A 24,098-nucleotide genomic window follows, 5' to 3' on the forward strand; every position below is an offset into this window, starting at 1 on the left:
CCGCACCGCGGTCGACACCGCGGTCGCCTCCGCAGCCGACACCGAGACCTGCTCGCGCACCTGCTCGAAGCGCACCGTCGTTCCCGGCGACAGCAGCGCCGGAGGGTCGCGGTCGATGTCCCACATCAGGGCGTCGGTGCGACCGATGAGCTGCCATCCGCCCGGGCTCTCACGAGGGTAGACGCCGGTGAACTGGCCGGCGAGCGCGACCGATCCCGCCGGCACGCGGGTGCGCGGCGACGAGCGGCGAGGGACCGCGAACAGCGGATCGCTGCTCACCACGTAGCCGAAGCCGGGGGCGAAGCCCGAGAAGGCGACCTTCCAGTCGGCGGCGAGGTGGCGGTTCACGAGCTCGGTCGCCGACACACTCAGAAGGGATGCCGCCTCGTCGAGGTCTTCGCCGTCGTACCGCACCGGCACCGTGACCTCGCCCGTCGCCGGCAGATGAGCCGTGTCGACCTCCGTCGCGGCGAGCGCATCCGCGAGCTCGGCGGCCGAGACGACCAGAGGATCGAAGCGCACGAGCACGGTGCGCGCCCCGGGGATCCGCTCGACGACGCCGTGCACCCCGTGCCAGGCGAGGTTGAGGCGCATCGCCTCGTCGAGGTCGGCGGCCTCGACGAGGAGGGCATGATCGGATGCGGTGAGGATGCGCATCAGCGGGCGGCACGCGTGTCGGCGAGCTGTGCGGCGGTGACGAGCTGTTCGGCGGTGGTGAGGACGGTCATGTCAGACGCCCGCGAAGGGTGCGATCGTGATGCCTGCTTGCTGCAGCATCCGCTTCGTCTCGGCCGCCATCGCGACCGAGCCCGGGCTGTCGCCGTGCACGCAGATCGACTGCGCACTGACCGGCACATCGGTGCCGTCGATCGCGCGGATCACTCCTTCTCCGGCGAGGCGCACCATCCGCTCGGCGACCGCGGCGGGGTCGTGCAGTACCGAGCCGGGCTCGGTGCGCGAGACCAGCTGCCCGTCGGGCTGATAGGCCCGATCGGCGAAGGCCTCTGCCGCGGTCGCGAGCCCCGCGCGCGCGGCGACGTCGAGCACGACGCCCCCGGCGAGACCCAGCAGCACGAGGCTCGGATCGATCGCGCGGATCGCGGCCACCACATCCTTCGACTGCCGCTCGTCTCGGGCGATGGTGTTGTACAGCGCTCCGTGCGGCTTCACGTAGGCGACGGTGCCGCCCACCGCCGTGGCGAGACCGATCAGGGCCCCGAGCTGGTACTCGACGTGCGCCTGCAATGTGGCGGAGTCGATGTCGATCTTCGTGCGGCCGAAGTTCTCGTAGTCGCGGTATCCGGGGTGGGCGCCGATCACGACGCCTCCGGCCACGGCGCTTTCGAGCGTCGCACGGATGCCTTCGGGACTGCCCGCGTGGAAGCCGCACGCCACGTTCGCACTCGTCACGAGGCCGAGCATGCTCTCGTCGTCGCTGACCATGCGGTCGGGGACGTTCTCGCCGAGGTCGGAGTTCAGGTCGATCGACGTCATGGGGTCACGCTCCGATTCCGAGGAAGGCGAAGATCGGGCCCACCGAGACTATGCCCATGTACCAGGTGAGCAGCGTCACGAGCGTACCGGCGGCGAGAAGCCACATCGGGTACTTCTTCGAGCCGAGCAGGTCGCGGCGGAACCAGCCGATGTACATGAAGACCGTGAGGCCGATGGGGAGGATGAGGCCGTTGAACCCGCCGACGAACACGAGGATCGCGGCCGGCGCCGTGCCGATCGACAGGTAGACGATCAGCGAGACGACGATGAAGGCGACGGTCGCCAGCTGCAGGGGCCACCCTCCCTTGAGCTTCTTCGTGAAGGTCGAGAGGAAGGTCGCCGAGGTGTACGCCGCGCCGATGACCGAGCTGATGGCCGCGGCCCAGAAGATCGCGCCGAAGATGCGCAGACCCGCGTCGCCGAGCACGGCGCCGAACGCCTGGCCGGCGGGGTTCGCGGCCTGGCTCGACAGGTCGAGCGAGACGCCCGAGGCGACCACTCCGAGGATCGCGAGGAAGAGCACGTAGCGCATGACGCCGGTGACGAGGATGCCGTTGGTCGCGGCGCGCATCACGGGGCCTGCCTGCTCGGGGCCGGTGTGCCCGGAGTCGAGGTAGCGGTGCGCGCCGGAGTACGTGATGTATCCGCCGACGGTTCCCCCGACGATCGTCGTGATGGTGGCGAAGTTGAGCTCGTCGGGGACGAACGTCTGTCGCAGTGCCTCGCCGATGGGCGGCTGGGCGATGACGGCGACGACCACGGTCATCCCGATCATGCCGATGCCGAGCACGATCAGCACGACGTCCATCACCGGCCCGGCCTTCTTGACGAGGAAGATGATGATCGCGAGCGCCGCGGTGAGGGCGCCGCCGAGCTTGGGGTCGATGCCCAGCAGCGCGTTCAGGCCCAGGCCGCCGCCGGCGATGTTGCCGATGTTGAACGCCAGACCGCCGATCACGACGAGCACGGCGATCACGTGCCCCGAGAACGGGATGGCGCTGTTCGCGAGCTCTCCGGCGCGCTTGCCCGACGAGGTGATCATGCGCCAGATGTTCAGCTGCACCGCGATGTCGACGAGGATCGAGACGAGGATCGCGAACGCGAAGGCCGCACCCATCGTCGCGGTGAACGTGGCGGTCTGCGTGATGAATCCGGGGCCGATGGCACTGGTGGCCATCAGGAAGATCGCGCCGATCACGGCGCTGCGGCCTGCACGCTTCTTGGCGGACGCGAGGCGGGCTTCGTCTTCCGAGGACAGCGCGGCTGGGGTGTTCTCTGACATTGCGGGGGATTTCCCATCGTCGTTGGTGGGTGTCGAGTGACACCCAGTGTAGAACGGATCGAGCAATATTGTTCAACAACTTTGTTTCGACTGTGCTACAGCGAGGTTGCATTCGTCGGCGGCCCGATGCGCTTCCTGGAACGATGCGTCGGCGCCCCGCCTACGATGAAGGCATGACTCAGCAGGGCATGCTCGCCGATGCGCTCCGACAGCAGATCATCGACGGCGCGTTCGCCCCCGGCTCGCGCCTGTCGGAGTCGGCCCTCGCCGAGCACTTCGGCGTCGCACGGAACACGCTGCGCGAGGCGTTCCGCGCCCTCTCCGAGCAGGGACTGCTCGAGCACGTGCCTCATCGGGGCGTCTCCGTCGCCTCACCGACGATCGCCGACGTCATCGACATCTATCGGGCGCGCCGTGTCATCGAATGCACGGCACTGCTGCACTCCGAGCCCGAGCACCCCGCGGTCCAGCGGATGCAGGAGGCGGTGCGCGCCGCAGAAGCCGCTGCTCAGGATGCGCTGCTCGACGACACCGAGACCTGGCGCGAGGTGGGCAGCGCCAACATGGCGTTCCATGTCGCACTGGTCGATCTCGCCGACAGCCCCCGACTGGCCCGCACGTATCGCGACCTCGCGGCGGAGCTGAGGCTCGCGTTCCTGAAGATCGATGAGCCGCGCTCGCTGCACGAGCCGTTCGTGCGCAAGAACCGCGCGGTGCTCGACACCTTCCTCGCGCGAGGGGCGCAGGAGGGTGCCGCTGAGCTCGACCGCTACCTCGTGCAGTCGGAGCGCGTCGTGCTGGGAGCGTTCGCCCGGATGCAGCTGGTGTGACCCGGGTCGAACGGGGTCAGTGCGTGGGACGCACCGCGCGGATCGCGCGCAGCCGCAGGTCGGCGTCGCGGGGAGCGAGTTCGAGCGCCAGCGGCTCGTCGGGCTCTCGCAGGTCGTAGAGGCGATACATCCACCGGCGCGCGTCTTCGAGCGGGAACGAGTCGCCGTAGACGGCGTACTTGATCACGATGCCCTCGAGGTTGGTGCGGAGCATGACCTCTTCGAGCGCGGGGTCCTCGGCGCCGCGCTCGCGGAAGACACCGCGCACGATCTCCTCCGACGCGTGGACCTGCTCGTCGAAGCGCTGCTCGGACTCCGCGAAGAGACGGTGCGTCTCCGGCTGATGCTGCATCGCGAGCACGGCGCGCTGCAGCGGGAGTGCGAACCCCGTGGCGACGAAGACTCCGTCGATGATGCCCGCGAGCACCTCATCGGGCGAGCCCGGTCGCGTCGGGATGTCGAACAGCATCTCGAACCAGCGGTCTATCACGGCGCCGACCAGTTGGTCCTTGGCGCCGAAGTGATAGTTCGCGAGGCCCTGGGCGACGCCCGCGCGGCGCGTGATCTCGGCGATGCTGGCGCCGGAGACCCCCTTCTCGCCGAACAGTTCCGTCGCCGAGAGCAGGATGGTCTCGCGAGCGCGCTCGCGCACCTGCCGGTTGCGGTCGTCAGATCGAGCCACTTCGTCCTCTTCCCCAGAAATCGGACGACTTCGAAAATCGAAGCCAAACCTATATATTAGTCGTTGAATGACCGTTCAGGCTAAGCGGGGGCTGAGAACGCCTGACGACATTCAGCTCGGTCTTCGGGTGACCGGGCATCGACGCGGTGCGGGCCTCTTTGAGGGGCGTGGGGTCCGCACCCGCGCTCGACTAAAGCCTACGCCGACTCTCGCACCACGAGCTCCGTGGGCAGGATCGTCAGGTGCTCGGGGTCACGACCGGCGAGGCGCGAGAGCAGAACTCCGGCCATCGCCTCCCCCTGGGCATACATGGGCTGCCGCACCGTGGTCAGCTGCGGGTCGGTGCTCTGGGCGACGGACGAGTCGTCGAATCCGACGATCGCGACGTCGTCGGGAACCCGCAGACCGGCAGCGCGGAGCGCGGTGAGAGCACCGCGTGCCATGAGGTCGCTCGCCACGAAGATGGCATCGGGGGTCCCGGCGGCGAGGATGCGCCGAGCGGCATCCGCTCCACTCGCCTCGCTGTAGTCGCCCGCCTCCTCGGCGAACGGCGTGAGGCCGGCATCCGCCAGCGCGCTGCGGAATCCCTGCACGCGGTCGACTGACGAGACCATGGTCACGGGGCCGCCGATCGTCGCGATGCGTCGACGCCCTCGCTCGATCAGGCGGGTCGTCGCCGTGCGCGCGCCCGCGACGTTGTCGACGTCGACCACATAGTCGCCGTCGCGGAACCGGGTCGGGCGGCCGCCCCAGACCACCGGCACCGCATCGGCCACGCGCTCGATGAACGCGTCGCTCGTGTGATGCGACACGATGAGCGCGCCATCGACACCGCCGTTCCGCACGAAGCTCGTCATCTTGTCGCCGGGGTCGTCGCTCGCGATGAGCAGATTCAGCAGGTAGTCCGAGCGGCGGAGCGCCCCGGTGATGCCCGCGACGATCTCGGCGAAGAAGGGGTCGCCGAAGAAGCGCGTGGTGTCCTCGGGGACGATCAGCGCGATCGCATGCGTCTGCCGCGACGCGAGGGATCGTGCCGCGCGATTCGGCACGTAGCTGAGTTCCTCGATCGCCCGCTGCACGGCGTCGAGCGCCTCGGGACTCACCGCCGTCGAGCCGTTCACCACGCGCGACACGGTCGATCGCGACACTCCGGCAGCCGACGCCACCTCTTCGATGGTCGCTCGTGACGACACAGCTCTCCCTCCGCCGGCTGCGAGCCGGACGCTCCGGACCTCGCCGCCCGCGCTCAGAGAGTACGAGCGGCGATGATGCGAGCGTACTCCCGGCCGGAGTCCTTGAGAGACCGCTCCTGGGTGTCGTAGTCGACCCGCACGATGCCGAAGCGCTTGTCGTAGCCCCACGCCCACTCGAAGTTGTCGAACAGCGACCAGTAGAAGTAGCCGCGCACGTCGACACCGGCATCCGCCGCGTCGAGCACCGCGCCCAGGTGCAGCCGCAGGAACTCGGTGCGTGCGTCGTCGTGCACGCGCACCTCGCCGTTCTGCACGATCGGGGCGTCGTCGTACGCGGCGCCGTTCTCGGTCATGTAGAGAACGGTGCCGGCGGGCTCGGCGTACTCCGTCCACACGCGCTGCAGCAGGCGGGTGAGACCCTCGGGCTGCACCTCCCAGTTCTGGGCCGTGCGCGCGAGCCCGCGTTCGACCGCGTGGATGCCCTCGAACGACGGATACGGGCTGCGACCGGGGCGCCCGGTGGTGGGGCCGCCGCTGACGGGCGCGACCTCGGGTGCCGTCCCCGAGACCAGATCGCCGTGGTAGTAGTTCACGCCCTGCGTGTCGATGTGCTGCGCGATGGTCGCGAGGTCGCCGTCGTGCACCGCGGCTTCGAAGCGGGCGATCGCCTCGGCATCCACCGCCCTGATGTCCTCGACGATGTCGGCCGGATACTCCGCGCGGTAGATCGGGTCGAGGAACCAGCGGTTGAACTGACCGTCGACGCGACGTGCGGCGTCGACGTCGGCGGGGTTCGTCGGATCGGCGGGATCGGCGACCGTGTGGTTCAGCGTGATGCCGAGGTTCAGGCTCGCGTCGCGTCGGCGCAGCTCACGCACCGTCTCACCGTGGGCGAGCAGCAGGTGGTGGGCAGACAGCAGGCCCTCGGCGACACTCGTGTGCCCCGGTGCGTGCTCGCCGCCGGTGTACGAGAGGAACGATGAGCACCAGGGCTCGTTCAGCGTCGTCCACACGTTCACCCGGTCGCCGAGCGCGTCGTGCATCGTGCCCGCGTACTCGAGGAAGCGCGAGACCGTGTCGCGGTTCGTCCAGCCGCCCGTCTCCTGCAGCGCCTGCGGCATGTCCCAGTGATAGAGAGTGAGCCACGGCAGGATGTCGTTCGCGAGAAGCTCGTCGACCAGCCGTTCGTAGAAGTCGACGCCCTTCGCGTTCACCGCACCGCCGTCGGGCCGCACCCGCGACCACGAGGTCGAGAAGCGGTACGTCTGCAGACCGAGGTCTTTCATCAGTGCGACGTCCTGCGGGTAGCGGTGGTAGTGGTCGCACGCCACGTCGCCGTTGTCGCCTCCGATCACCGCTCCCGGCTCGCGGCAGAAGGCATCCCAGATCGACGCGGTGCGCCCGTCCTCGAAGGCCGCCCCCTCGATCTGGTAGGCCGCTGTCGCGGCTCCGAAGAGGAAGTTCTCGGGGAAGGCGCGGGTCATACGGGTCATCCTTTCACCGCGCCCGCCATGATGCCACTGACCAGCTGCCGGCCCGCCACCACGAAGAGGACGAGCAGAGGAAGGGTCGCGAGCACCGCGCCGGCGAGCACGATCGAGTAGTCGATGTAGTAGCCCGACTGCAGCTGGCTGAGTGCCGTCTGCAGGGTCGGGTTCTGCGGGGAGAGCACGATCAGCGGCCACAGGTAATCGGTCCATGCGGTCATGAAGGTGAAGAGTCCGAGGATCGCCATCGCGGGCCGGGCGGCGGGGATGCCGACGGTCAGGAACGTGCGGAACTGGTTCGCACCATCCATGCGGGCGGCCTCGATCAGCTCGTCCGGGATCACGTCGACCAGATACTGACGCATGAAGAAGACGCCGAAGGCCGTGACCAGGGTCGGCACGATGACCGCGCCGATCGACCCGGTCCAGCCGAGCTCGCGCATCAGCATGAACAGCGGGATGATGCCCAGCTGGGTGGGGATCGCCATGGTCGCGATCACGAAGATCATGAGTCCGTCGCGGCCCTTGAAGCGCAGCTTGGCGAACGCGTAGCCCGCGAGGGTCGAGAACGTCACGACCGAGATGGTGATGATCGCGGAGATGAGGAACGAGTTGCCGAGCGCGAGCCAGAACGGGATCGCGTCGAACACCTTGGCCGCGTTGGCGAGGAAATTGCCGCCGGGGATCAACGGCAGGGTCTCGCCGCGCGTCGCGTTGGTGCCGCTCGCCACGACGACCGACCACCACAGCGGGTAGACGCTGCCGATGATGAACGCGGCGAGCAGGCCGTAGGTGAGGAAGCCGGGGCGGCTGCCGATTCCGGCGTTGCCGCCGACGGCGCCACGACGGCGCGCGATCTTCTCGGGGACGCTGAGTGCCTGCGTGGCGGTCATCGCGCGTTCTCCTCGGTGCTGGTGGCGATCGTCGTGCTGGTGGCGGCTGCGGCAGAGGCGCTGGCAGCCGCGCCGGCGGTGCGTGCGCGCCGGCGTGCGGCGCGGTTCTTCGGGGCGTCCCCTGTGGAGATGCGCCGGGAGATCAGGAAGTTGATCACGCCGATGCCGACGATGAGCAGGAACAGCAGGATCGCGACGGCGGATGCTTCGCCGAGGTCGCGTCGGAAGAACGCGAGCTCCCACAGGAACAGCACGGTGGTCTGGAACTGCCGGTCGCTGCCGCCGATGCCGCCTGCCGTCGACACGTCGAACAGACGCGGCTCGGCGAAGATCTGCAGACCGCCGATCGTCGCGGTGATGATCACGAAGATCAGGGTCGGACGGATGGTCGGGATGGTGATCGAGAAGAACCGGCGGGCGGCACCCGCGCCGTCGAGCGCCGCGGACTCGTAGAGGTCGCGCGGCACCGCCTGCATCGCGGCGAGCAGGATCAGGGCGTTGTAGCCGGTCCAGCGGAAGTTGACCATGACGGCGATCGCGAGGTGCGAGAGAGCCGTGTTGTGCTTCCACTCCTGGTCGGCGATGCCGATGAGGTTCAGCAGGTTGTTGGCGAGGCCGTCGGCCTCGTTGAAGATGCTCGAGAAGATGATGGCGACGGCGACGGGCGTGACCACGAACGGGATGAGCACGCTCATGCGCCAGAACGTCGGAGCCCGAAGACCGCGGTCGAGCAGGTAGGCGATCACCAGGGCGACGGCCAGCTGCGGGATCGCCGACAGCAGGAAGATGCTCAGGGTGTTGAAGATCGAGTTCCAGAACATCGCGTCGCCGAGGATCTCGACGAAGTTGCCGGCACCGACGAACTCCCCCTGCCCCTTGAGCAGGTCCCACTCGTGCACGGCCACCCACACCGTGTAGATCAGCGGGAACAGCCCGACCAGACCGAACAGCAGGAAGAACGGCGAGATGTAGAAGTACGGCGAGGCGTTCTGGTCGAACCGCGACAGACGGTGCCGCCAGGGGCGCCGGCCGGCGGCATCCGTCGTCGGCTGTTCGGATGCCGTCTCGCGGCGTTCCGCTGTGAGGGTCATGAGGGGTTCCTTTTCGGGTGACGCGTTTCGCGTTTCGTCTCAGGCGACTTCGTCGTCTTCGCTCGACGGCCGGGAGAAGCCCCCGGTCGGTGAGCGAGGAGCGAAGCGGAGGGCTTGCCACCCCCGGTCGTTGAGCGAGGAGCGAAGCACCGAGACGAACGCGGTGAGCCCTTCCCACTCGACGACCGGGGAGGCGGGTCAGCCGACCAGCTCGTTCAGGAGCTCGATCGCGGCATCCCAGGCGCCCTGGGTGTCGGTCTCTCCGCGGTCGAGGCCGCTGAGTGCCGGACCGAAGACGTTCTCCTGGATCACCGAGTCATCGGCGCCCTTGAACTGCGCGACGACGCCCTTGGCGCGCTCGGCGAGGATCGCACCGGTGGGCGCGTCGTTGAAGAACTCGTTCGGCGTCGCATCCGATGCGAGCGTCTCCTGCGCCTTCACGGTGGAGGGGAAGTTGCCCGCCGCGGCAGACTGCTTCACCTGCTGCTCGGGCTGCGTCAGCCAGTCGGCGAGCTCGGCCGCCGCCTCCTTGTGCTGCGAGGTCTCGGGGATCGACAGGAACGCGCCGCCCCAGTTGGCCGCGCCGCCGGGGAACACGTCAGCGAAGTCCCAGCCGGTCGATGCGTCTCCGCCGCCGGCCTCGACCTGTCCCTGCACGACACCGAGCATCCACCCGGGGCACACGAAGGTCGCGAAGGTGCCGTCGACGAACGACTTGCCGCCGTTCCAGTCCCATGCCGTCTGCGCGGCCGACTGGCCGCCCTCTGTCGCGGCTCCGAGCAGTTCGAAGCGCTCCTTGAGCTCGGCGTTGTCCGCGACGTTCAGCTCGCCGTCGGTCGTGTAGTACCCCTCGTCGAGCTGGTTGACCATGGCGTTCCAGACGAAGCCGGAGTGGTCGTACCAGGCCTTGCCGGTCTTCGCCGTGTACTCGGCGCCGACCGTGAAGTAGTTCTCCCAATCGCCGTTCAGCAGCTCGGCCACCGACTCGCGGTCGCTCGGGAGTCCGGCCGCCTCGAAGGCCGCGCCGTTGTAGCAGATACCGCTCGGACCGATGTCGGTGCCGTAGCCGATCACGCGGCCTTCGGCATCCGTCGCCTGTCCGTACTTCCAGTCGACCCAGTCGGCCTTGCGGTCTTCGATGCCGTAGTCGCGCAGATCGACGAACGTGTCGGAGACGTCCATGATGGCGCCGAGCCAGCCCTCTTCGATCGCGACGACGTCGCTGAGGCCCGAGCCTGCGGCGATCTTGGTGAAGGCGTCGGTGCGGGCGTTTCCACCGGTGTCGATGTTGGTCGCCTCGATCGTGACGTTCGGGTTCGCCTTCTCGTACTCGTCGTAGAGGTCTTCGTAACCGAAGGTGCCGAACGTCGTGACGGTCAGCGTGATCTTGTCATCGCCTCCCTCGGCGTCGCCGCCGGTGGCGGCGCAGCCGGCGAGAGCCAGGACGGAGACGGATGCCGCGGCGGTCGCGGTGAGGATCCGGGTGCGGGCACGTGTGTTCACAGGTCACTCCTTTGTGGTGGGTCGTGCGGTGATGGTGCGGGTGGTGCTCGGGACGTGCGTGGCGACTCACGTGGGAGCGCTCCCACGCACTGTCCAGTGACTCTATGGGAGCGCTCCCATGAATGTCAACCCCAGGCCGTGGCGTACCCTTGTCCGGTGCCCGACACCGAATTCTCCCCCGCTCTCGTCCGCGCCGAATCGCTGATCCGCAGCATCCCGGACTACCCGGAGCCCGGCATCATCTTCCGCGACATCACGCCGCTGCTCGCCGACGCCGAGGCGCTGAAGGCCACCACCGACGCGATCATCGCGCCGTTCGAGGGACAGTTCGACGTGGTCGCCGGCATCGAGGCGCGCGGGTTCATCCTCGCGGGAGCCGCGGCGATCGCCGCGGGTGTCGGCCTGATCCCGATCCGCAAGGCGGGCAAGCTGCCCCGGCCCGCGGCATCCGTCGACTACGCGCTCGAGTACGGCACCGCCACGATCGAGATGCACGACGACCTGCCCGCCGGGTCCCGCGTACTGCTGATCGACGACGTGCTGGCCACGGGCGGCACGCTCGCCGCGGGACGGCAGCTCGTGGAGCGCCTCGGCAGCCACGTCGTCGGCATCTCGGTGCTGTTCGAGATCGACGGTCTGGGCGGCCGCGACGCCATCGGCGACCTGCACACCGTCTTCCACGCCTGACCCCCGACACCCAGGGAATCGAGCGGGTCGCGAGCCGGTAGACTGAGCACGCCCGTCCGCCCGCGACTCCCGGAGCCGTTCATGCCCACCATCGTCGTCGACGTCATGCCCAAGCCCGAACTGCTCGACCCGCAGGGGAAGGCCGTGTCCGGCGCTTTCACCCGCCTGGGCGTCGAGGGCTTCACCGATGTCCGCATCGGCAAGCGCTTCGAGCTCACCGTCGAGGGCGAGGTCACCGACGAGATCCTCGCCGAGGTCCGCCGCATCGCCGACGAGGTGCTCTCCAACTCCGTGATCGAAGACGTCGTGGGCATCGAGGTCGCCGAGTGACCACGCGCATCGGGGTCATCACGTTCCCCGGCTCGCTCGACGATCGCGACGCGCAGCGCGCCGTCCGCATCGCCGGCGCCGAGCCCGTCGCCCTCTGGCACGGATCGCACGACCTCGACGGTGTGGACGCTCTCGTCCTGCCCGGCGGCTTCAGCTACGGCGACTACCTGCGCGCCGGCGCGATCGCCGCGCTCTCGCCGATCATGGCCGAGGTCAAGGATGCCGCCGCCAAGGGCATGCCGATCCTCGGCATCTGCAACGGCTTCCAGATGCTCGTCGAGGCACACCTGCTGCCCGGCGGACTGATCCGCAACGACCACCAGCACTTCGTGCGTCGCGACCAGAAGCTGATCGTCGAGAACTCCGACACGGCGTGGACCAACCGGTTCCGCACCGGCCAGGAGATCACGATCCCGCTGAAGAACGCCGACGGCGGCTACATCGCCGACGAGGAGACGCTCGACCGTCTCGAGGGCGAGGGCCTGGTCGCGTTCCGCTATGCGGGCGTGAACCCGAACGGCTCGCTGCGCGACATCGCCGGACTCACGAACGAGGCCGGCAACGTCGTGGGGCTCATGCCGCACCCCGAGCACGCCACCGAGGCGGGCTTCGGACCCGACACGTCGGCCGCCATGCGGTCGGGCATCGACGGCGTCGACTTCTTCACGAGCGCGATCTCCGCGATCGCCCGCGTCGCCGCGTAGGCAGCTTTCGCCCGGGCGGAGAGTCCGCACCGGACGCGCAGCCGGTTCTTCTCCGCGCCCCCGCGCAGTCGGGGTCAGTTCCGCACCCCCGCGCAGTCGGGCTAGCTCGGCATCCTCACGCAGCCGGGGTCAGTTCCGCACCCCCCGCGCGGTCGGGCGAGTTCGGCATCCTCACGCAGCCGGGGTCAGTTCCGCACCCCCGCGCAGTCGGGCGAGTTCGGCATCCTCACGCAGCCGGGGTCAGTTCTGCACCCCCGCGGGGTCCGGGTCACTTCTGCACCGGAATCGTCCGAACTGGGTGTCTTATCGACCCCGCAGTCAGGCGCAGGTGCGCTTTCGACCCCGGCAGCAGGCGCAGGTGCGCTTTCGACCCCGGCAGCAGGCGAACGGGTGCTTTCGACCCGGGCGGCCAGGCGAGCGCGTGTGCTATCGACCCCCGCAGTCAGGCGCGGGTGCACTTTCGACCGGGCATCAGACAGGATGCGAGGCGAGCGCGTGAAAACCTCGCGAGATCAGTCGGCCGGAAGAGCGAACGGGTTGTCGCCGGCGGCGGCGAGCAGGTACCAGGCCGTGGCTCCGGTGTGCAGACTCGCGTAGTAGAGATCGCCGAAGCCCGAGTCGAGGCCGTCGGTCGAGGTCGCGACGATGCCCTTGCCGTCGCCGTTCGCGGCGTCCCGCTGCCCGAGACGGATGCTGTCGAGCAGCGCCTCCGCGCGGTCGGCGTCACCCGCCCCGTCGCGCAGCTTCAGGGCCAGCGCCAGGTGCCCGCTGCCCTCGAACCACACCTTCGAGACGTCGACGTCGCTGATCGACGGCCCCTGGTACTGCCCGTCGGTGGCGATCAGGTTCGCGAGCGTCCAGTCCACTGCCGCTCCGTACCGCGGGTCGCCCGTGGCGAGCGCGCTCCACGTCTGAGCGTCGAGGGGGACGGGGCGCGTGTTGATCGTCGCTCCGTCGAGCTGCGTCCCGGTGTCGACGTGGCCGTCGGCACTCTGCATCGCGGCGACGAAGTCGGCCGCCACCGACGCGCGGTCGGCCCAGACGGTGTCGCCGGTGAGCTGCGCGAGCTGGGTGAAGAACCCGGCGATGTCGCTGTTGTGCTCGGTCGACTTCCACAGCAGCGAGGTGCCGTCCTCGAGCTGGCCGCCGGTGTAGCCGAACGGTGCCCGCGCCATGTCGGCGGTGTTCGCCTGGATCCATTCGGCGATCCGCAGAGCGCCGTCGAGATACTTCTGCTCGCCCGTCGCGTGGAAGAGCCGTGCCAGCGCCATACCTGTCCACGCCTGGTTGCCGGTGAAGGTGCCGGGCCCGGTGATCTCGACCCTCCCCTGCCGGATGCCGTGAGGTTCGTATGAGGTGCGCACGCGCCCGTCACCGATCGGGTCCTCCTCCTGCACGAACAGCAGGGTGTCGCCGACCGCCTGCGCACGGCGGAGGTCGGCGGGCAGGCCCCGAGCTGTGTAGGCGATGACCACGAGGGCATCGTCGTAGACGAACGAGGGCGTGAAGTCCCATGTCGGCAGGTCGGTGAAGAAGCCGCCCTCGTAGCTTCGCGGAAGGCAGTGGCCGTCGTCGTCGCAGAACTCGTCGACGCGCGCGTCGAGGAACTCGTAGGCGAGCGAGACGGACAGCGTGGGGTCGGGGGCACCCGCCGCGGTCGGGTCGTTCGACGTCGCATCACCGGAGGCCGCGGTCGTCGCACCCGCGACAAGCGCCGCCGCGACGAGCGCTGCGGCGATCATCCAGGGCGCCGAACGGCGCGACTGACCCGACATCAAGACCCCCTCGGTCAGGACCACGGTCCGCACAGACGGACCGCAGGCGACCCAGAGGTCACAAGCAAAATGCTGGCATACCAGGAAGTCCAGGCGGAAGGGGCGAAGGTCTAGTCTTTCGCCACCTCGGGCGTGTCGCGTGCCGTGACGGATCAGCCGAGCGCCGGCGGCCACACCCCGATGAGCACCGCCATGACCACGATCGTGACGAGCTCGTGCGCGATGTTCATGGTCGTCAGCGCTGTCGGGCGCCCCTCGAATGCGTCGTGGGTGATGAAGCGCGCGGCCGTGAAGCCCGCCCACAGCAGCACGCCCGTGACCACGGCCGCCCAGAAGAATGAGCCGTCGTAGAAGTGCCAGGCGATGGCGGATGCTCCGGCGAGCACCCATGCGGTCGCGAAGCTCACGAACACGGTGGTGATGATCGCCATCGTCGCGCTCGAGCCGGGCCTGTCCATGTCGACGTTCGCGAGCTTCGACCAGCGCGTGCCGAACACCTTCGGCGCGTACCAGACCGAGCCCACGATCATGCTCGAGGCCGTGGCCAGCAGGACCGCCCAGTAGTTGATCTCGGGAACCATGACAGCCTCCAGTCGTCGGATGCCCGAAGCATACTCCCGGCCTGCAAGTCGCTGCGGATCGCCGCGAGATACTGCGAGACCGAAACGATTCGATCTCAGCGGTGGCGTACCTGCAAGCGTTTGCACTAGCCTGTTGCCATGGCACAGCTTGAGCAGATCGCAGCCCCCGGTTCCGAGTGGTGGCGCAGCGCGGTCATCTACCAGATCTACCCCCGTTCGTTCGCCGACGCCTCGGGCGACGGCATCGGAGACCTGCCCGGCATCACCAGCCGCCTCGACTCGCTGAAAGAGCTCGGCGTCGACGCGATCTGGCTGAGCCCGTTCATGACGAGCCCGCAGCGCGACGCCGGCTACGACGTGGCCGACTACCGCGACGTCGACCCGCTCTTCGGCACGCTCGACGACTTCGACACCATGCTCAACGAGGCGCACACGCGCGGTATCCGCGTGGTCGTCGACCTGGTCCCGAACCACTCGTCGGCGCAGCACGCCTGGTTCCAGGAGGCGCTGAAGGCAGCGCCCGGCAGCCCCGAGCGCGCCCGCTACATCTTCCGCGACGGCAAGGGCAAGAACGGCGAGCTGCCCCCGAACAACTGGGAGTCGGTCTTCGGCGGCGGCATGTGGGAGCGCGTCACCGAGGCCGACGGCACCCCCGGCCAGTGGTACCTGCACATCTTCGACCCCACGCAGCCCGACTTCGACTGGAACAACGAAGAGGTCCGCGAGGAGTTCCGCTCGATCCTGCGCTTCTGGCTCGACCGCGGCGTCGACGGCTTCCGCGTCGACGTGGCTCACGGCATGATCAAGGCCGAGGGCCTGCCCGACTACACCCCGCCGGCCGACGCCGATTCGATGGGCGGCGGCGAGGCGAACGTGCCGTACTGGGGCCAGGACGGCGTGCACGACATCTACCGCGATTGGCACAGGGTGCTCGCCGAGTACGACGGCGATCGCGCGCTGTGCGGTGAGGCGTGGATGCCGACGCTGAAGCAGACCGCTCTGTGGGTGCGCCCCGACGAGATGCACCAGACGTTCAACTTCCCCTACCTGATGACGGAGTGGGACGCGAAGGCCCTCGGTGACGTGATCCGCGAGTCGCTCGACGCGTTCGGCGCGGTCGGCGCTCCGAGCACCTGGGTGCTGTCGAACCACGACGTCGTGCGCCACACCTCGCGCCTCGCACTGACCGACGACAACCCGCAGGGCGAGGGCATCGGCCCGAACACCCCGCACAAGCCCGACACCGCGATCGGCCTCGCGCGCGCCCGCGCCGCGACGACCGTCATGCTCGCGCTGCCCGGCTCCGCCTACCTCTACCAGGGCGAGGAGCTGGGCCTGCCCGAGGCGATGGAGATCCCCGACGCGTTCCGTCAGGACCCGACGTGGTTCCGCACCAACGGCGAGCGCTACGGGCGCGACGGATGCCGCGTGCCGCTGCCGTGGGAGGCGGATGCCCCGGCGTTCGGCTTCAACGAGACCGGCGCGTCCTGGCTGCCCCAGCCCGCCGACTGGGCTGCGTACTCGCGCGAGGTCGAGGAGAAGGACGAGACCTCGACGCTGTCTCTGTACAAGCAGCTCCTGTCCGTGCGTCGCGAGCACGGCTTCGGCAGCGGATCGCTCGTGTGGGAGGACGCCGGGAAGAACGCCGTCGCCTTCCGCCGCGGAGCCGTGCACGTGCTGGCGAACCTCGGCACGAAGCCGCTCGAGCTGCCCGCAGGCGCCACGGTGATCGTCGCCAGCCAGCCGTTCGACGGCACCGCACTGCCGGTCGACACCGCCGTCTGGTACACCACGGCCTGACGCGCGACGTATTCTGACGAGACCCCGCTCTCTGCACGCGACCCCCGCTCTGGCGGTGGGCGTCGCCGCAGAAGCGGGGTCTCGCACCCCGTACGCACCCCGTACCCCGCACCCGCACCCCGCCGAGAGGACTCCCATGGCGAGCATCGATGAGGTCGCCCGGCTCGCCGGCGTCTCGACCGCCACGGTCTCGCGCGCCCTGAGCGGGCGCGGCCATGTGTCGGAATCCGCGCGCCTGCGGGTGCAGGAGGCCGCTTCGGCTCTCGGGTACGTCGTGTCATCCCGCGCGTCGAGCCTGGCATCCGGCCGCACCCGCAACATCGGCGTCGTCGTGCCCTTCCTCGACCGCTGGTTCTTCAGCACCGTGCTCTCTGGCGTCTCGGCCGCACTGATGCGCAAGGGGTACGACATCACGCTCTACAACATCACCGCCGACAAGGACGTGCGCCGGCACGTGTTCGACACCTTCCTGCGCCGCCAGCGGGTGGATGCCGTGATCGCGGTGTCGATCGAGCTCGACCACGACGAGACGCAGTACCTTCTCGACCTCGGGCTGCCGGTGATCGCGATCGGCGGTCCGAACCCCAAGCTCGACACCCTGACGGTCGACGACGTCACCGTCGCCCAGCTCGCGACCGAGCACCTGATCGGCCTCGGGCACCGAGACATCGCCCACATCGGCGCGAACCCCGAGTTCGACATCGACTTCCACATCCCGACCAACCGTCGCCTCGGCTTCGAGAAGGCGCTGGCAGAGGCCGGCATCCCGCTGAAGCCCGCCTTCCTCGAGCCCGCCGACTTCACGGTCGAGGGCGGATACCGCGCCGCGAAGCAGCTGCTCGGACGCCCCGGCCCCCGCCCCACTGCGGTGTTCGCGGCCTCCGACGAGATGGCGATCGGGGCGATCCTCGCCGCACGCGACCTCGGCTTCGCGGTGCCCGGCGACCTCTCGATCATCGGGATCGACGGCCACGAGCTCGGCGAGTTCTTCCGTCTGACGACCGTCGACCAGTTCCCGCTGGGTCAGGGCGAACGCGCGGCGGATGCCGTGCTCGCCAAGCTCGCCGAGGGCGACGCCGCCGGCATCCCGGCCGCACTGCCGTACGAGCTGAACGTGCGGGGGACGACGGCGCGGCTGGTCCCGTAGAGCCGCCGGCCGTCAGAGCGGGATTCCCTCTCGGCGCGCATGGGAGTTCCGGCGCGCGAGCAGTGTCCCGCCGATCACCGCGGCGATGAGCGACCCCAGAAGCACTCCGATCTTGACGTGCTCGTCGGCGACCGAGCTCGATCCGTACGCGAGTTCGCCCACGAGCAGCGAGACGGTGAAACCGATACCGGCGAGGAACGCCATGCCGGTCAGGTCCGGCCAGCGCAGAGACTCGTCCAGACGCAGCGCCGGCACCCGGCTGAGCAGGTAGGTCGTCGCCAGGATGCCGATCGGCTTGCCGATGACGAGTCCGACGATGATGCCGATGGTGATCGGATCAGTGAGCGCGGAGGCGAGCCCCTCGAGACCGCCGATCGTCACACCGGCAGCGAAGAAGGCGAAGACCGGCACGGCGAACAGTGTCGCGACGACGCCCCAGCGATCAGCGAAGTGCGGTGCCATGCCGTTGTAGAGAGGCTCACCGTTCACATCCTCACCCGCGCGCACTCGCGCGCGCTCGGACGGCACCACCGGCACCACGAATCCGAGCAGCACACCGGCGACGGTCGCGTGCACTCCGGCGGCATGGATGCAGATCCAGACGGCGATCGCGAGCGGCAGCAGGATCCACCACGCGCGCACCCCCCGCTGCACGAGGAACGCGAATCCGGCGAGCGGGAGCAGGGAGAGGGCGAGCCACGGGAAGCTGATCGTGTCGGTGTAGAAGGTCGCGATGATCGTGATGGCGATGAGGTCGTCGATGATCGCCAGAGTCAGCAGGAAGACGCGCAGGGCGGGGGGCAGGAACTTGCCGACCACGGCGATCACCGCGACCGCGAAGGCGATGTCGGTCGCGGTCGGAATCGCCCAGCCACGCAGCACGTCGGCTCCGCTGCCGAGGTTGATCAGGACGAAGATCAGCGCCGGCACGATGACGCCCCCGACCGCAGCGGCGATCGGCACCGCGGCCGCGCGCGGGTCGCGAAGGCGACCGGTCACGAACTCCTCCTTCAGCTCGAGACCGACGACGAAGAAGAAGATCGCGAGCAGACCGTCAGCCGCCCACGCCCCGACGCTGAGATCGAGGTGCAACTCGGGGATGCCGAACGTGAAGTCACGCACGGACTCATACCAGGAGACGGCGGGGGTGTTGGCGAGGATCAACGCAGCGACGGTCGCCGCGAGCAACAGAGATCCGCCGAGCACGTCACTGCGCACGTTGGAGCGGATTCCCCGCCAGAGCTCATGCGGGGCGAGGGAGAAACGGGAAGGGGCAGCAGAAGGGGACACGAGAAGACCTCACGCGAGAGATGGGGGTGAACGGCGCAGAGGACCGCACCCCGATCGAGGCGCGGTCTAGTCGCGTGGCGGCGGGCAGCCCGCGATCTCACCGTGCGAGAGAGTGCCCCATACGCTGGTCCAGCCGTTCGTGCCCGGGTGCATGACGACCCGCATCGACATCATCATCGGCGTCGCCGAACGCAGCACATGCGGAGCACGCGCCGATGCGGCGATGAGGGTCGGGGGCACGCTTCGAGCCTACCGGGCGGTCGATGCACGCTCCGATCGGAAGAGCGCCTTCGCACCGTCTTGCCAGGTGCGGCGTCAGCTCAGGCGAAGCGCTGCAGCCGCGGCATTCATGGCATCGCGATCGAGCGCGAAGTACGCCCACTTGCCACGCTGTTCACGCGTGACGAGACCCGCGTCGGTGAGCAGCTTCATATGATGCGACACCGTGCCCTGCGAGAGGCCGACCGGCTCGGTCAGATCGCAGATGCACGCCTCTCCCCCTTCGCCTGACGAGATCATCGAGAGCAGGCGGATCCGCGTCGGGTCACCGAGTGCCTTGAACACGCGGGCGATGCGCTCGGCCTCCGCGACGGGCAGAGCGGATGCCGTGCGCGGCGCGCAGCACGCGACGTCTGCGATGGTCACCGGAAGCGTCATGCCGACATCCTCTCACGTATTGACATTCTTCGATACGTACTGGATGCTTCATATTGACGTTCATCGATTCGAGGAGACATGATGCCCGACCTTCCTGTCGTCATCATCGGCGCCGGCCCCCAGGGCCTGGCCGCGGCAGCGCACCTCGCCGAGCGCGGCATCGACGTCCTGGTGCTCGAGCAGGGCCGCAGCGCCGGCGCAGCCGTGTCGGAGTGGGGGCACATCCGACTCTTCTCGGCGTGGCCCGAGCTGATCGACGCGGCATCCCGTCGTCTTCTCGAGTCGACGGGATGGGTCACCCCGACCGCCGGCTACCCGACCGGAGCGGAGTGGGTGTCGGACTATCTCGCACCCCTCGCCGCCGCGCTCGGCGACCGCGTGCGCGTCGACTCGACGGTGACCGGCGTCGCTCGGCAGGGACGCGACAGGGTAGTCGACAGCGGTCGACGAGAGCAGCCGTTCGCCGTGCACACGCGCGACCGTCACGGCACGGAAGGGCGCATCCTCGCGAGGGCCGTCATCGATGCGAGCGGCACGTGGGCGCGGCCGAATCCGGCGGGTGCCGATGGGTACCCCGCACTGGGCGAGCGCTCGGCATCCGCCCTGATCTCGTATCGCGTGCCTGACGGTGTCTCATCCTTCGCAGGGACGCAGGTCGCGATCATCGGCGCGGGGCACTCCGCGACGCACGCCGTCCTGAAGCTCACCGACCTGGCTCGACGGCATCCCGGCACCCGTGTGACCTGGCTTCTGCGTCGCAGCAGTCCGGCCGGTGTGGTCGGCGGCGCAGCAGGGGACGACCTTCGGGAGCGGGCGGCCCTCGGCATCCGGGCACGTCGGGCGATCGAGTCGGGAGCCGTCGATGTCGTCACGGGGTTCCGCGTGGCGGAGTTCTCGCAACGGGATGACGGACTGACAGTCATCGCCGACGACGGCCGCTCGATCACCGGAAGCTCGCGGGTGTTCGCGCTGACGGGCTTCCGCCCCGACACCGAGATGCTGCGCGAGCTCCGCATCGATCTCGACGTGTCACTCGAGGCCGTGGCGGGCATCGCGGCGGAGATCGATCCGAACGTGCACTCCTGCGGATCGGTGAAGGCGACCGGCGCGAGCGAGCTGATGCAGCCGGAACTCGGGTTCTTCATCGTCGGCGTGAAGTCGTACGGGCGCGCCCCCACGTTCCTCGCCCTGACCGGCTACGAGCAGGTGCGCAGTGTCGCGGCCCACCTCGCGGGCGACCATGAGGCGGCTGCTCGCAACGAGCTCGTCCTGCCCGAGACCGGGGTGTGCGGCGGATCGGGCGACTTCGACCCAGCATCCACCGGCGCCGGATGCTGCGCGGCACCGTCGGTCCTGCAGATCGGCCACTCCCTCGCGACGCCCCTCGCACCCGCCCCCTCGCTTACCCTGGAGACATCATGACGACCGACATCCCCTCCGTGCTCTTCGTCTGCGTGCACAACGCCGGCCGTTCGCAGATGGCCGCCGGGTTCCTGCGCGACATCGCGGGCGACCGCATCGAGGTGCGCTCCGCCGGATCCATGCCGGCCGAGCAGATCAACCCGATCGCGGTCGCGGCGATGGGCGAGCTCGGCATCGATATCACCGCCGAGCAGCCCAAAGTGCTCACCACCGAGGCCGTGCAGGCATCCGATGTCGTGATCACGATGGGATGCGGCGACGCGTGCCCGTTCTTCCCCGGCAAGCGCTACGAGGACTGGACGCTCGACGACCCGGCCGGCCAGGGCATCGACGCCGTGCGTCCGATCCGTGACGAGATCCGTCGTCGCGTCGAGGAGCTGACGGGCGAGCTGCTGGGCTGAGCGCCGCAGCGCGCCCCGCGTCGGTCGCCGTCGCACGCGGCACGGATGGCTGAAGATCCCCCGCCGGGCTGACGGATGCCGTGGCATCCGCCAGCCCACCGGGGATCGGTCAGCCGAATGGGCCGCCGACGGGGTGTCCGTGACTCAGCGGGCGACGATGAGGCCCTGCGTCTTCTCCTGCACGGCCGCGAAGCGGCGCTGCACGTCTGCCCAGTTGACGAGCTCCCAGAACGCCTTGACGTAGTCGGCGCGCACGTTGAGGTAGTCGAGGTAGTACGCGTGCTCCCAGACGTCGAGCTGCAGCAGCGGCGTCACGCCGAGCGGCGCGTTGCCCTGCTGGTCGAACAGCTGGAAGATGACCGGGCGGGCGCCGACGCTGTCCCACGCGAGCACGGCCCAGCCCGAGCCCTGCACGCCGAGCGCGGTCGCGGTGAAGTGCGCGCGGAAGGCGTCGATCGAACCGAACGCATCGGTGAGCGCCGCCTCGAGCTCACCCTCGGGGTTTCCGCCGCCGTCGGGCGAGAGGTTCTCCCAGAACACCGAGTGGTTGATGTGCCCACCGAGGTTGAAGGCGAGGTCCTTCTCGAGCTTGTTCACCGCGGCGAAGTCACCCGAGTCGCGGGCTGCGGCCAGCTGCTCGAGAGCGGTGTTCGCGCCGGTGACGTAGGCCTGGTGGTGCTTCGAGTGGTGCAGCTCCATGATCTTGCCGGAGATGTGCGGGGCGAGCGCCGAATAGTCGTACGGCAGCTCGGGGAGGGTGTACGCAGCGGACATGCTGTTCCTTTCAGTCGTTCTGATCGGTGGGGAGTGAGTGGAATCGGCGGTCGAGATAGACGAGCGGTCGGCCCGGCCGCCCCAGCAGCACCTCGTCGATCTCGGCGACCACGACGGTCGATGAGCCGACCGCGACCGTCGACATCGTGTGACCGCGCATCGCGGCGCGCGCCTCGGCGAGATACGGCTCACCGGTCGGCAGCGTGCTCCAGCCCTGGTCGGGGGTGAAGCGCTCGGCGCCGCTCACCGCGAAGCTCAGCGCGAGGGCCGAGTGCTCGTCGTCGATCAGGTGCACGACGAACGACTCGGCGTTGAGGATCGAGCCCGCGCTTCCGGTCGCTCTGGTGACCGAGAACACGATCGCCGCGGGGTCGACGGCGACCGAGGCCACGCTGGATGCCGTGAGACCCACGGGGCCGTCGGGAGTCATCGCCGTGATGATCGCGACTCCGGCCGGATGCGCGCGGAAAGCCGCTTTGAGCCCTTCGCCTACGGCGGAGGGGACGGGGGCCGCGGGATGCTTCTCAGTGCTCATTCAGGTGACTCCTGTGGGGGAAGGGCGGCGATGATCGGGTGGTCGCGTTCGATGATGCCGAGCTTCGCCGCGCCGCCGGGCGAGCCGAGCTCATCGAAGAACTCGACGTTGGCCTTGTAGTAGTCCTGCCACTCGTCGGGCAGGTCGTCTTCGTAGTAGATCGCCTCGACGGGGCAGACCGGTTCGCACGCGCCGCAGTCGACGCATTCGTCCGGGTGGATGTACAGCGAGCGCTCGCCTTCATAGATGCAGTCGACCGGACATTCATCGATGCACGCACGATCCTTGACATCGACGCAGGGCAGTGCGATCACGTAGGTCATCGGGCGCTCCGTGTGGCGGTCATATCTGCAACCGTAAGACCTCAAGTACACTTGAGGTCAAATCGAGCGGAGGTCGGGATGACCGGCGACATCGATGCGGAGAGAGTCGTGCACGCGCCCGACGAACCGCTGACGATCGGCGAGATGAGCAGGCGCACCGGCGTCGCCCCCTCGGCGCTGCACTTCTACGAGGGGCTGGGGCTCATCACCTCGACGCGCACGGCGGGCAATCAGCGGCGGTATGCGCGGCACATGCTGCGCCGCGTCTCGCTCATCACCGTGGCGAAGCGCCTCGGCATCCCGCTGTCCGACGTGCAGGCGGCGTTCGCCGACGTGCCCCTCACAGAGACCCCGAGTCACGCCGATTGGCAGCGCGCGTCGAGGCGCTGGAAGCGTGAGCTCGAGAAGCGCCGCGAGGGCATCGAGCGCCTGGAACGCGAGCTGACCGGATGCATCGGCTGCGGCTGCCTGTCGATGAAGGCGTGCGGGCTGCTCAACCCCGACGATGCGCTCGGCACCCAGGGCGCCGGTCCGCAGCGCCTGCGCGACGAGGACGCCTGAGCGCCCTCGTCACGGTGTTTCGCGGGCGATCGGTCAGGCGACGGTGAACGGCGTCGCCAGCAGCACCTGGTCGCGGGAGCTCGGGCCGACGAGCAGCTCGAACGCCCCGGCCTCGACGAGGCGCACGCCCGCGGCATCCACGATCGAGCAGTCGGCGACCGGAAGCTCGATCTGCACGCGCGCCGACTCCCCCGGGGCGACGTCGACCTGACGGTAGGCCTTCAGCTCCTTGTCGGCCCAGCTCACACTCGTCACGAGATCGCGCACGTATGCCTGGACCGTCTCGCGCGCCGGGCGGGAGCCCGTGTTCGTGACCGTCACCTCGGCGACGATCGTGTCGTCGCGCCCCAGCTCCGCGGTGGCCAGCGACAGGTCCGAGTACGAGACCGTCGAGTACGACAGTCCCTCGCCGAACGCCCAGGCCGGGGCCTGCGTGAGGTCGGCGTAGCGGTCGCCGTGCTGTCCGCGGATCTGGTTGTAGTACGTCGGCTGCTGACCCACGTGGCGGGCGAACGAGATCGGCAGGCGGCCTGAGGGCTCGACCGCACCCGAGATGATCTCGGCGAGCGCGCGACCACCCTGCATGCCCGGGTTCGCAGCCCAGATGACGGCGGCCGCCTGCGCAGCGGACGCCGGCAGCACGAGCGGCTTCGACG

27 protein-coding genes are annotated in these 24,098 nt (G+C 69.1%); 9 read left to right on the forward strand and 18 right to left on the reverse strand.

Features of this window, described 5'->3' with window-relative positions; genetic code table 11:
• The 3 genes from RTM68_RS07825 to RTM68_RS07835 form a co-directional block, all read right to left on the reverse strand.
• Window positions 1-657: allophanate hydrolase subunit 1 (locus RTM68_RS07825; RefSeq protein ID WP_312169822.1), on the reverse strand; the 657-nt coding region annotated here is incomplete at its 3' end.
• A 72-nt stretch (window positions 658-729) separates the two neighbouring features.
• Complete coding sequence (locus RTM68_RS07830; protein WP_312169824.1) at window positions 730-1,494, reverse strand: 5-oxoprolinase subunit PxpA; 765 nt, start codon at window positions 1,492-1,494, stop codon at window positions 730-732.
• Window positions 1,495-1,498: 4 nt separating this feature from the next.
• Window positions 1,499-2,776 carry a divalent metal cation transporter gene (locus tag RTM68_RS07835; RefSeq protein ID WP_312169825.1) on the reverse strand — a complete coding sequence of 426 codons (1,278 nt, stop codon included), beginning with the start codon at window positions 2,774-2,776 and terminating at the stop codon, window positions 1,499-1,501.
• A 173-nt stretch (window positions 2,777-2,949) separates the two neighbouring features.
• Between RTM68_RS07835 and RTM68_RS07840 the strand changes: the two genes are divergently transcribed.
• Complete coding sequence (locus RTM68_RS07840; protein ID WP_312169827.1) at window positions 2,950-3,606, forward strand: GntR family transcriptional regulator; 657 nt, start codon at window positions 2,950-2,952, stop codon at window positions 3,604-3,606.
• Window positions 3,607-3,622: 16 nt separating this feature from the next.
• On the opposite strand, the gene RTM68_RS07845 is transcribed toward RTM68_RS07840, so the two are convergent.
• From RTM68_RS07845 to RTM68_RS07870, 6 genes are all read right to left on the reverse strand, one after another.
• The gene (locus RTM68_RS07845) at window positions 3,623-4,288 is read right to left on the reverse strand and encodes a TetR family transcriptional regulator (protein ID WP_312169829.1); all 666 of its coding nucleotides are present in this window, start codon (window positions 4,286-4,288) and stop codon (window positions 3,623-3,625) included.
• 197 nt (window positions 4,289-4,485) lie between these two features.
• Window positions 4,486-5,481 (reverse strand): LacI family DNA-binding transcriptional regulator, encoded by a 996-nt coding sequence (locus RTM68_RS07850; protein WP_312169830.1) that lies wholly within the window; start codon window positions 5,479-5,481, stop codon window positions 4,486-4,488.
• 53 nt (window positions 5,482-5,534) lie between these two features.
• On the reverse strand, window positions 5,535-6,965 hold the full coding sequence (locus RTM68_RS07855; protein WP_312169832.1) for a family 1 glycosylhydrolase: 1,431 nt from the start codon (window positions 6,963-6,965) through the stop codon (window positions 5,535-5,537).
• A 5-nt stretch (window positions 6,966-6,970) separates the two neighbouring features.
• Window positions 6,971-7,861, reverse strand: a complete 891-nt coding sequence (locus tag RTM68_RS07860) for a carbohydrate ABC transporter permease (RefSeq protein ID WP_312169833.1) — start codon at window positions 7,859-7,861, stop codon at window positions 6,971-6,973.
• Window positions 7,858-8,952, reverse strand: coding sequence for a sugar ABC transporter permease (locus RTM68_RS07865; protein WP_312169834.1), 1,095 nt, complete (start codon window positions 8,950-8,952; stop codon window positions 7,858-7,860). Before RTM68_RS07865 ends, RTM68_RS07860 begins: the two co-directional genes overlap by 4 nt.
• A 198-nt stretch (window positions 8,953-9,150) precedes the next feature.
• Window positions 9,151-10,455: an ABC transporter substrate-binding protein gene (locus RTM68_RS07870; RefSeq protein ID WP_312169835.1), complete on the reverse strand. Its 1,305-nt coding sequence runs from the start codon at window positions 10,453-10,455 to the stop codon at window positions 9,151-9,153.
• A 156-nt stretch (window positions 10,456-10,611) separates the two neighbouring features.
• Between RTM68_RS07870 and RTM68_RS07875 the strand changes: the two genes are divergently transcribed.
• From RTM68_RS07875 to purQ, 3 genes are all read left to right on the forward strand, one after another.
• Window positions 10,612-11,142, forward strand: coding sequence for an adenine phosphoribosyltransferase (locus RTM68_RS07875; RefSeq protein WP_312169836.1), 531 nt, complete (start codon window positions 10,612-10,614; stop codon window positions 11,140-11,142).
• Between the two features lie 81 nt (window positions 11,143-11,223).
• Window positions 11,224-11,472: a phosphoribosylformylglycinamidine synthase subunit PurS gene (gene purS, locus RTM68_RS07880; protein WP_312169837.1), complete on the forward strand. Its 249-nt coding sequence runs from the start codon at window positions 11,224-11,226 to the stop codon at window positions 11,470-11,472.
• Window positions 11,469-12,176 carry a phosphoribosylformylglycinamidine synthase subunit PurQ gene (purQ, locus tag RTM68_RS07885; RefSeq protein WP_312169839.1) on the forward strand — a complete coding sequence of 236 codons (708 nt, stop codon included), beginning with the start codon at window positions 11,469-11,471 and terminating at the stop codon, window positions 12,174-12,176. Before purS ends, purQ begins: the two co-directional genes overlap by 4 nt.
• 512 nt (window positions 12,177-12,688) lie before the next feature.
• On the opposite strand, the gene RTM68_RS07890 is transcribed toward purQ, so the two are convergent.
• Entirely contained in the window at window positions 12,689-13,951 is a 1,263-nt protein-coding gene (locus RTM68_RS07890; RefSeq protein WP_312169841.1) for a hypothetical protein, read from the reverse strand.
• A 152-nt stretch (window positions 13,952-14,103) separates the two neighbouring features.
• Window positions 14,104-14,532 carry a DUF1761 domain-containing protein gene (locus RTM68_RS07895; RefSeq protein WP_312169843.1) on the reverse strand — a complete coding sequence of 143 codons (429 nt, stop codon included), beginning with the start codon at window positions 14,530-14,532 and terminating at the stop codon, window positions 14,104-14,106.
• A gap of 138 nt (window positions 14,533-14,670) precedes the next feature.
• Between RTM68_RS07895 and RTM68_RS07900 the strand changes: the two genes are divergently transcribed.
• Entirely contained in the window at window positions 14,671-16,332 is a 1,662-nt protein-coding gene (locus RTM68_RS07900; protein ID WP_312169845.1) for a glycoside hydrolase family 13 protein, read from the forward strand.
• A 136-nt stretch (window positions 16,333-16,468) separates the two neighbouring features.
• Window positions 16,469-17,479 carry a LacI family DNA-binding transcriptional regulator gene (locus RTM68_RS07905; protein WP_312169847.1) on the forward strand — a complete coding sequence of 337 codons (1,011 nt, stop codon included), beginning with the start codon at window positions 16,469-16,471 and terminating at the stop codon, window positions 17,477-17,479.
• 12 nt (window positions 17,480-17,491) lie between these two features.
• Here the strand turns inward: RTM68_RS07905 and nhaA are convergent, their stop codons facing one another.
• The 3 genes from nhaA to RTM68_RS07920 form a co-directional block, all read right to left on the reverse strand.
• Window positions 17,492-18,769, reverse strand: coding sequence for a Na+/H+ antiporter NhaA (gene nhaA / locus RTM68_RS07910; RefSeq protein ID WP_312169849.1), 1,278 nt, complete (start codon window positions 18,767-18,769; stop codon window positions 17,492-17,494).
• Window positions 18,770-18,835: 66 nt separating this feature from the next.
• Window positions 18,836-19,009: a hypothetical protein gene (locus RTM68_RS07915; protein WP_312169851.1), complete on the reverse strand. Its 174-nt coding sequence runs from the start codon at window positions 19,007-19,009 to the stop codon at window positions 18,836-18,838.
• Window positions 19,010-19,084: 75 nt separating this feature from the next.
• Window positions 19,085-19,426 (reverse strand): metalloregulator ArsR/SmtB family transcription factor, encoded by a 342-nt coding sequence (locus RTM68_RS07920; RefSeq protein WP_312169853.1) that lies wholly within the window; start codon window positions 19,424-19,426, stop codon window positions 19,085-19,087.
• 81 nt (window positions 19,427-19,507) lie between these two features.
• On the opposite strand from RTM68_RS07920, the gene RTM68_RS07925 reads away from it, so the two are divergent.
• On the forward strand, window positions 19,508-20,848 hold the full coding sequence (locus RTM68_RS07925) for an FAD-dependent oxidoreductase (protein WP_312169855.1): 1,341 nt from the start codon (window positions 19,508-19,510) through the stop codon (window positions 20,846-20,848).
• Complete coding sequence (locus RTM68_RS07930) at window positions 20,845-21,249, forward strand: arsenate reductase ArsC (RefSeq protein ID WP_312169857.1); 405 nt, start codon at window positions 20,845-20,847, stop codon at window positions 21,247-21,249. Before RTM68_RS07925 ends, RTM68_RS07930 begins: the two co-directional genes overlap by 4 nt.
• Before the next feature lie 144 nt (window positions 21,250-21,393).
• Here the strand turns inward: RTM68_RS07930 and RTM68_RS07935 are convergent, their stop codons facing one another.
• The 3 genes from RTM68_RS07935 to fdxA are packed head-to-tail and all read right to left on the reverse strand — an operon-like array spanning window position 21,394 to window position 22,881.
• A complete protein-coding gene (locus RTM68_RS07935; protein ID WP_312169859.1) occupies window positions 21,394-22,023 on the reverse strand; it encodes a superoxide dismutase in 630 nt (209 codons plus the stop codon).
• Between the two features lie 10 nt (window positions 22,024-22,033).
• Window positions 22,034-22,558, reverse strand: a complete 525-nt coding sequence (locus RTM68_RS07940) for a flavin reductase family protein (RefSeq protein ID WP_312169861.1) — start codon at window positions 22,556-22,558, stop codon at window positions 22,034-22,036.
• Complete coding sequence (gene fdxA / locus RTM68_RS07945) at window positions 22,555-22,881, reverse strand: ferredoxin (RefSeq protein WP_312169863.1); 327 nt, start codon at window positions 22,879-22,881, stop codon at window positions 22,555-22,557. Before fdxA ends, RTM68_RS07940 begins: the two co-directional genes overlap by 4 nt.
• 78 nt (window positions 22,882-22,959) lie before the next feature.
• On the opposite strand from fdxA, the gene soxR reads away from it, so the two are divergent.
• A complete protein-coding gene (gene soxR, locus RTM68_RS07950; RefSeq protein ID WP_312169866.1) occupies window positions 22,960-23,442 on the forward strand; it encodes a redox-sensitive transcriptional activator SoxR in 483 nt (160 codons plus the stop codon).
• A 33-nt stretch (window positions 23,443-23,475) separates the two neighbouring features.
• Here soxR and RTM68_RS07955 read toward each other — a convergent pair.
• Window positions 23,476-24,098 (reverse strand): fibronectin type III-like domain-contianing protein (locus RTM68_RS07955; protein WP_312169867.1); only part of this gene is annotated, 623 nt, incomplete at its 5' end.

Origin of the sequence: Microbacterium sp., assembly GCF_031988965.1 — a bacterium.
Lineage (GTDB): Bacteria > Actinomycetota > Actinomycetes > Actinomycetales > Microbacteriaceae > Microbacterium.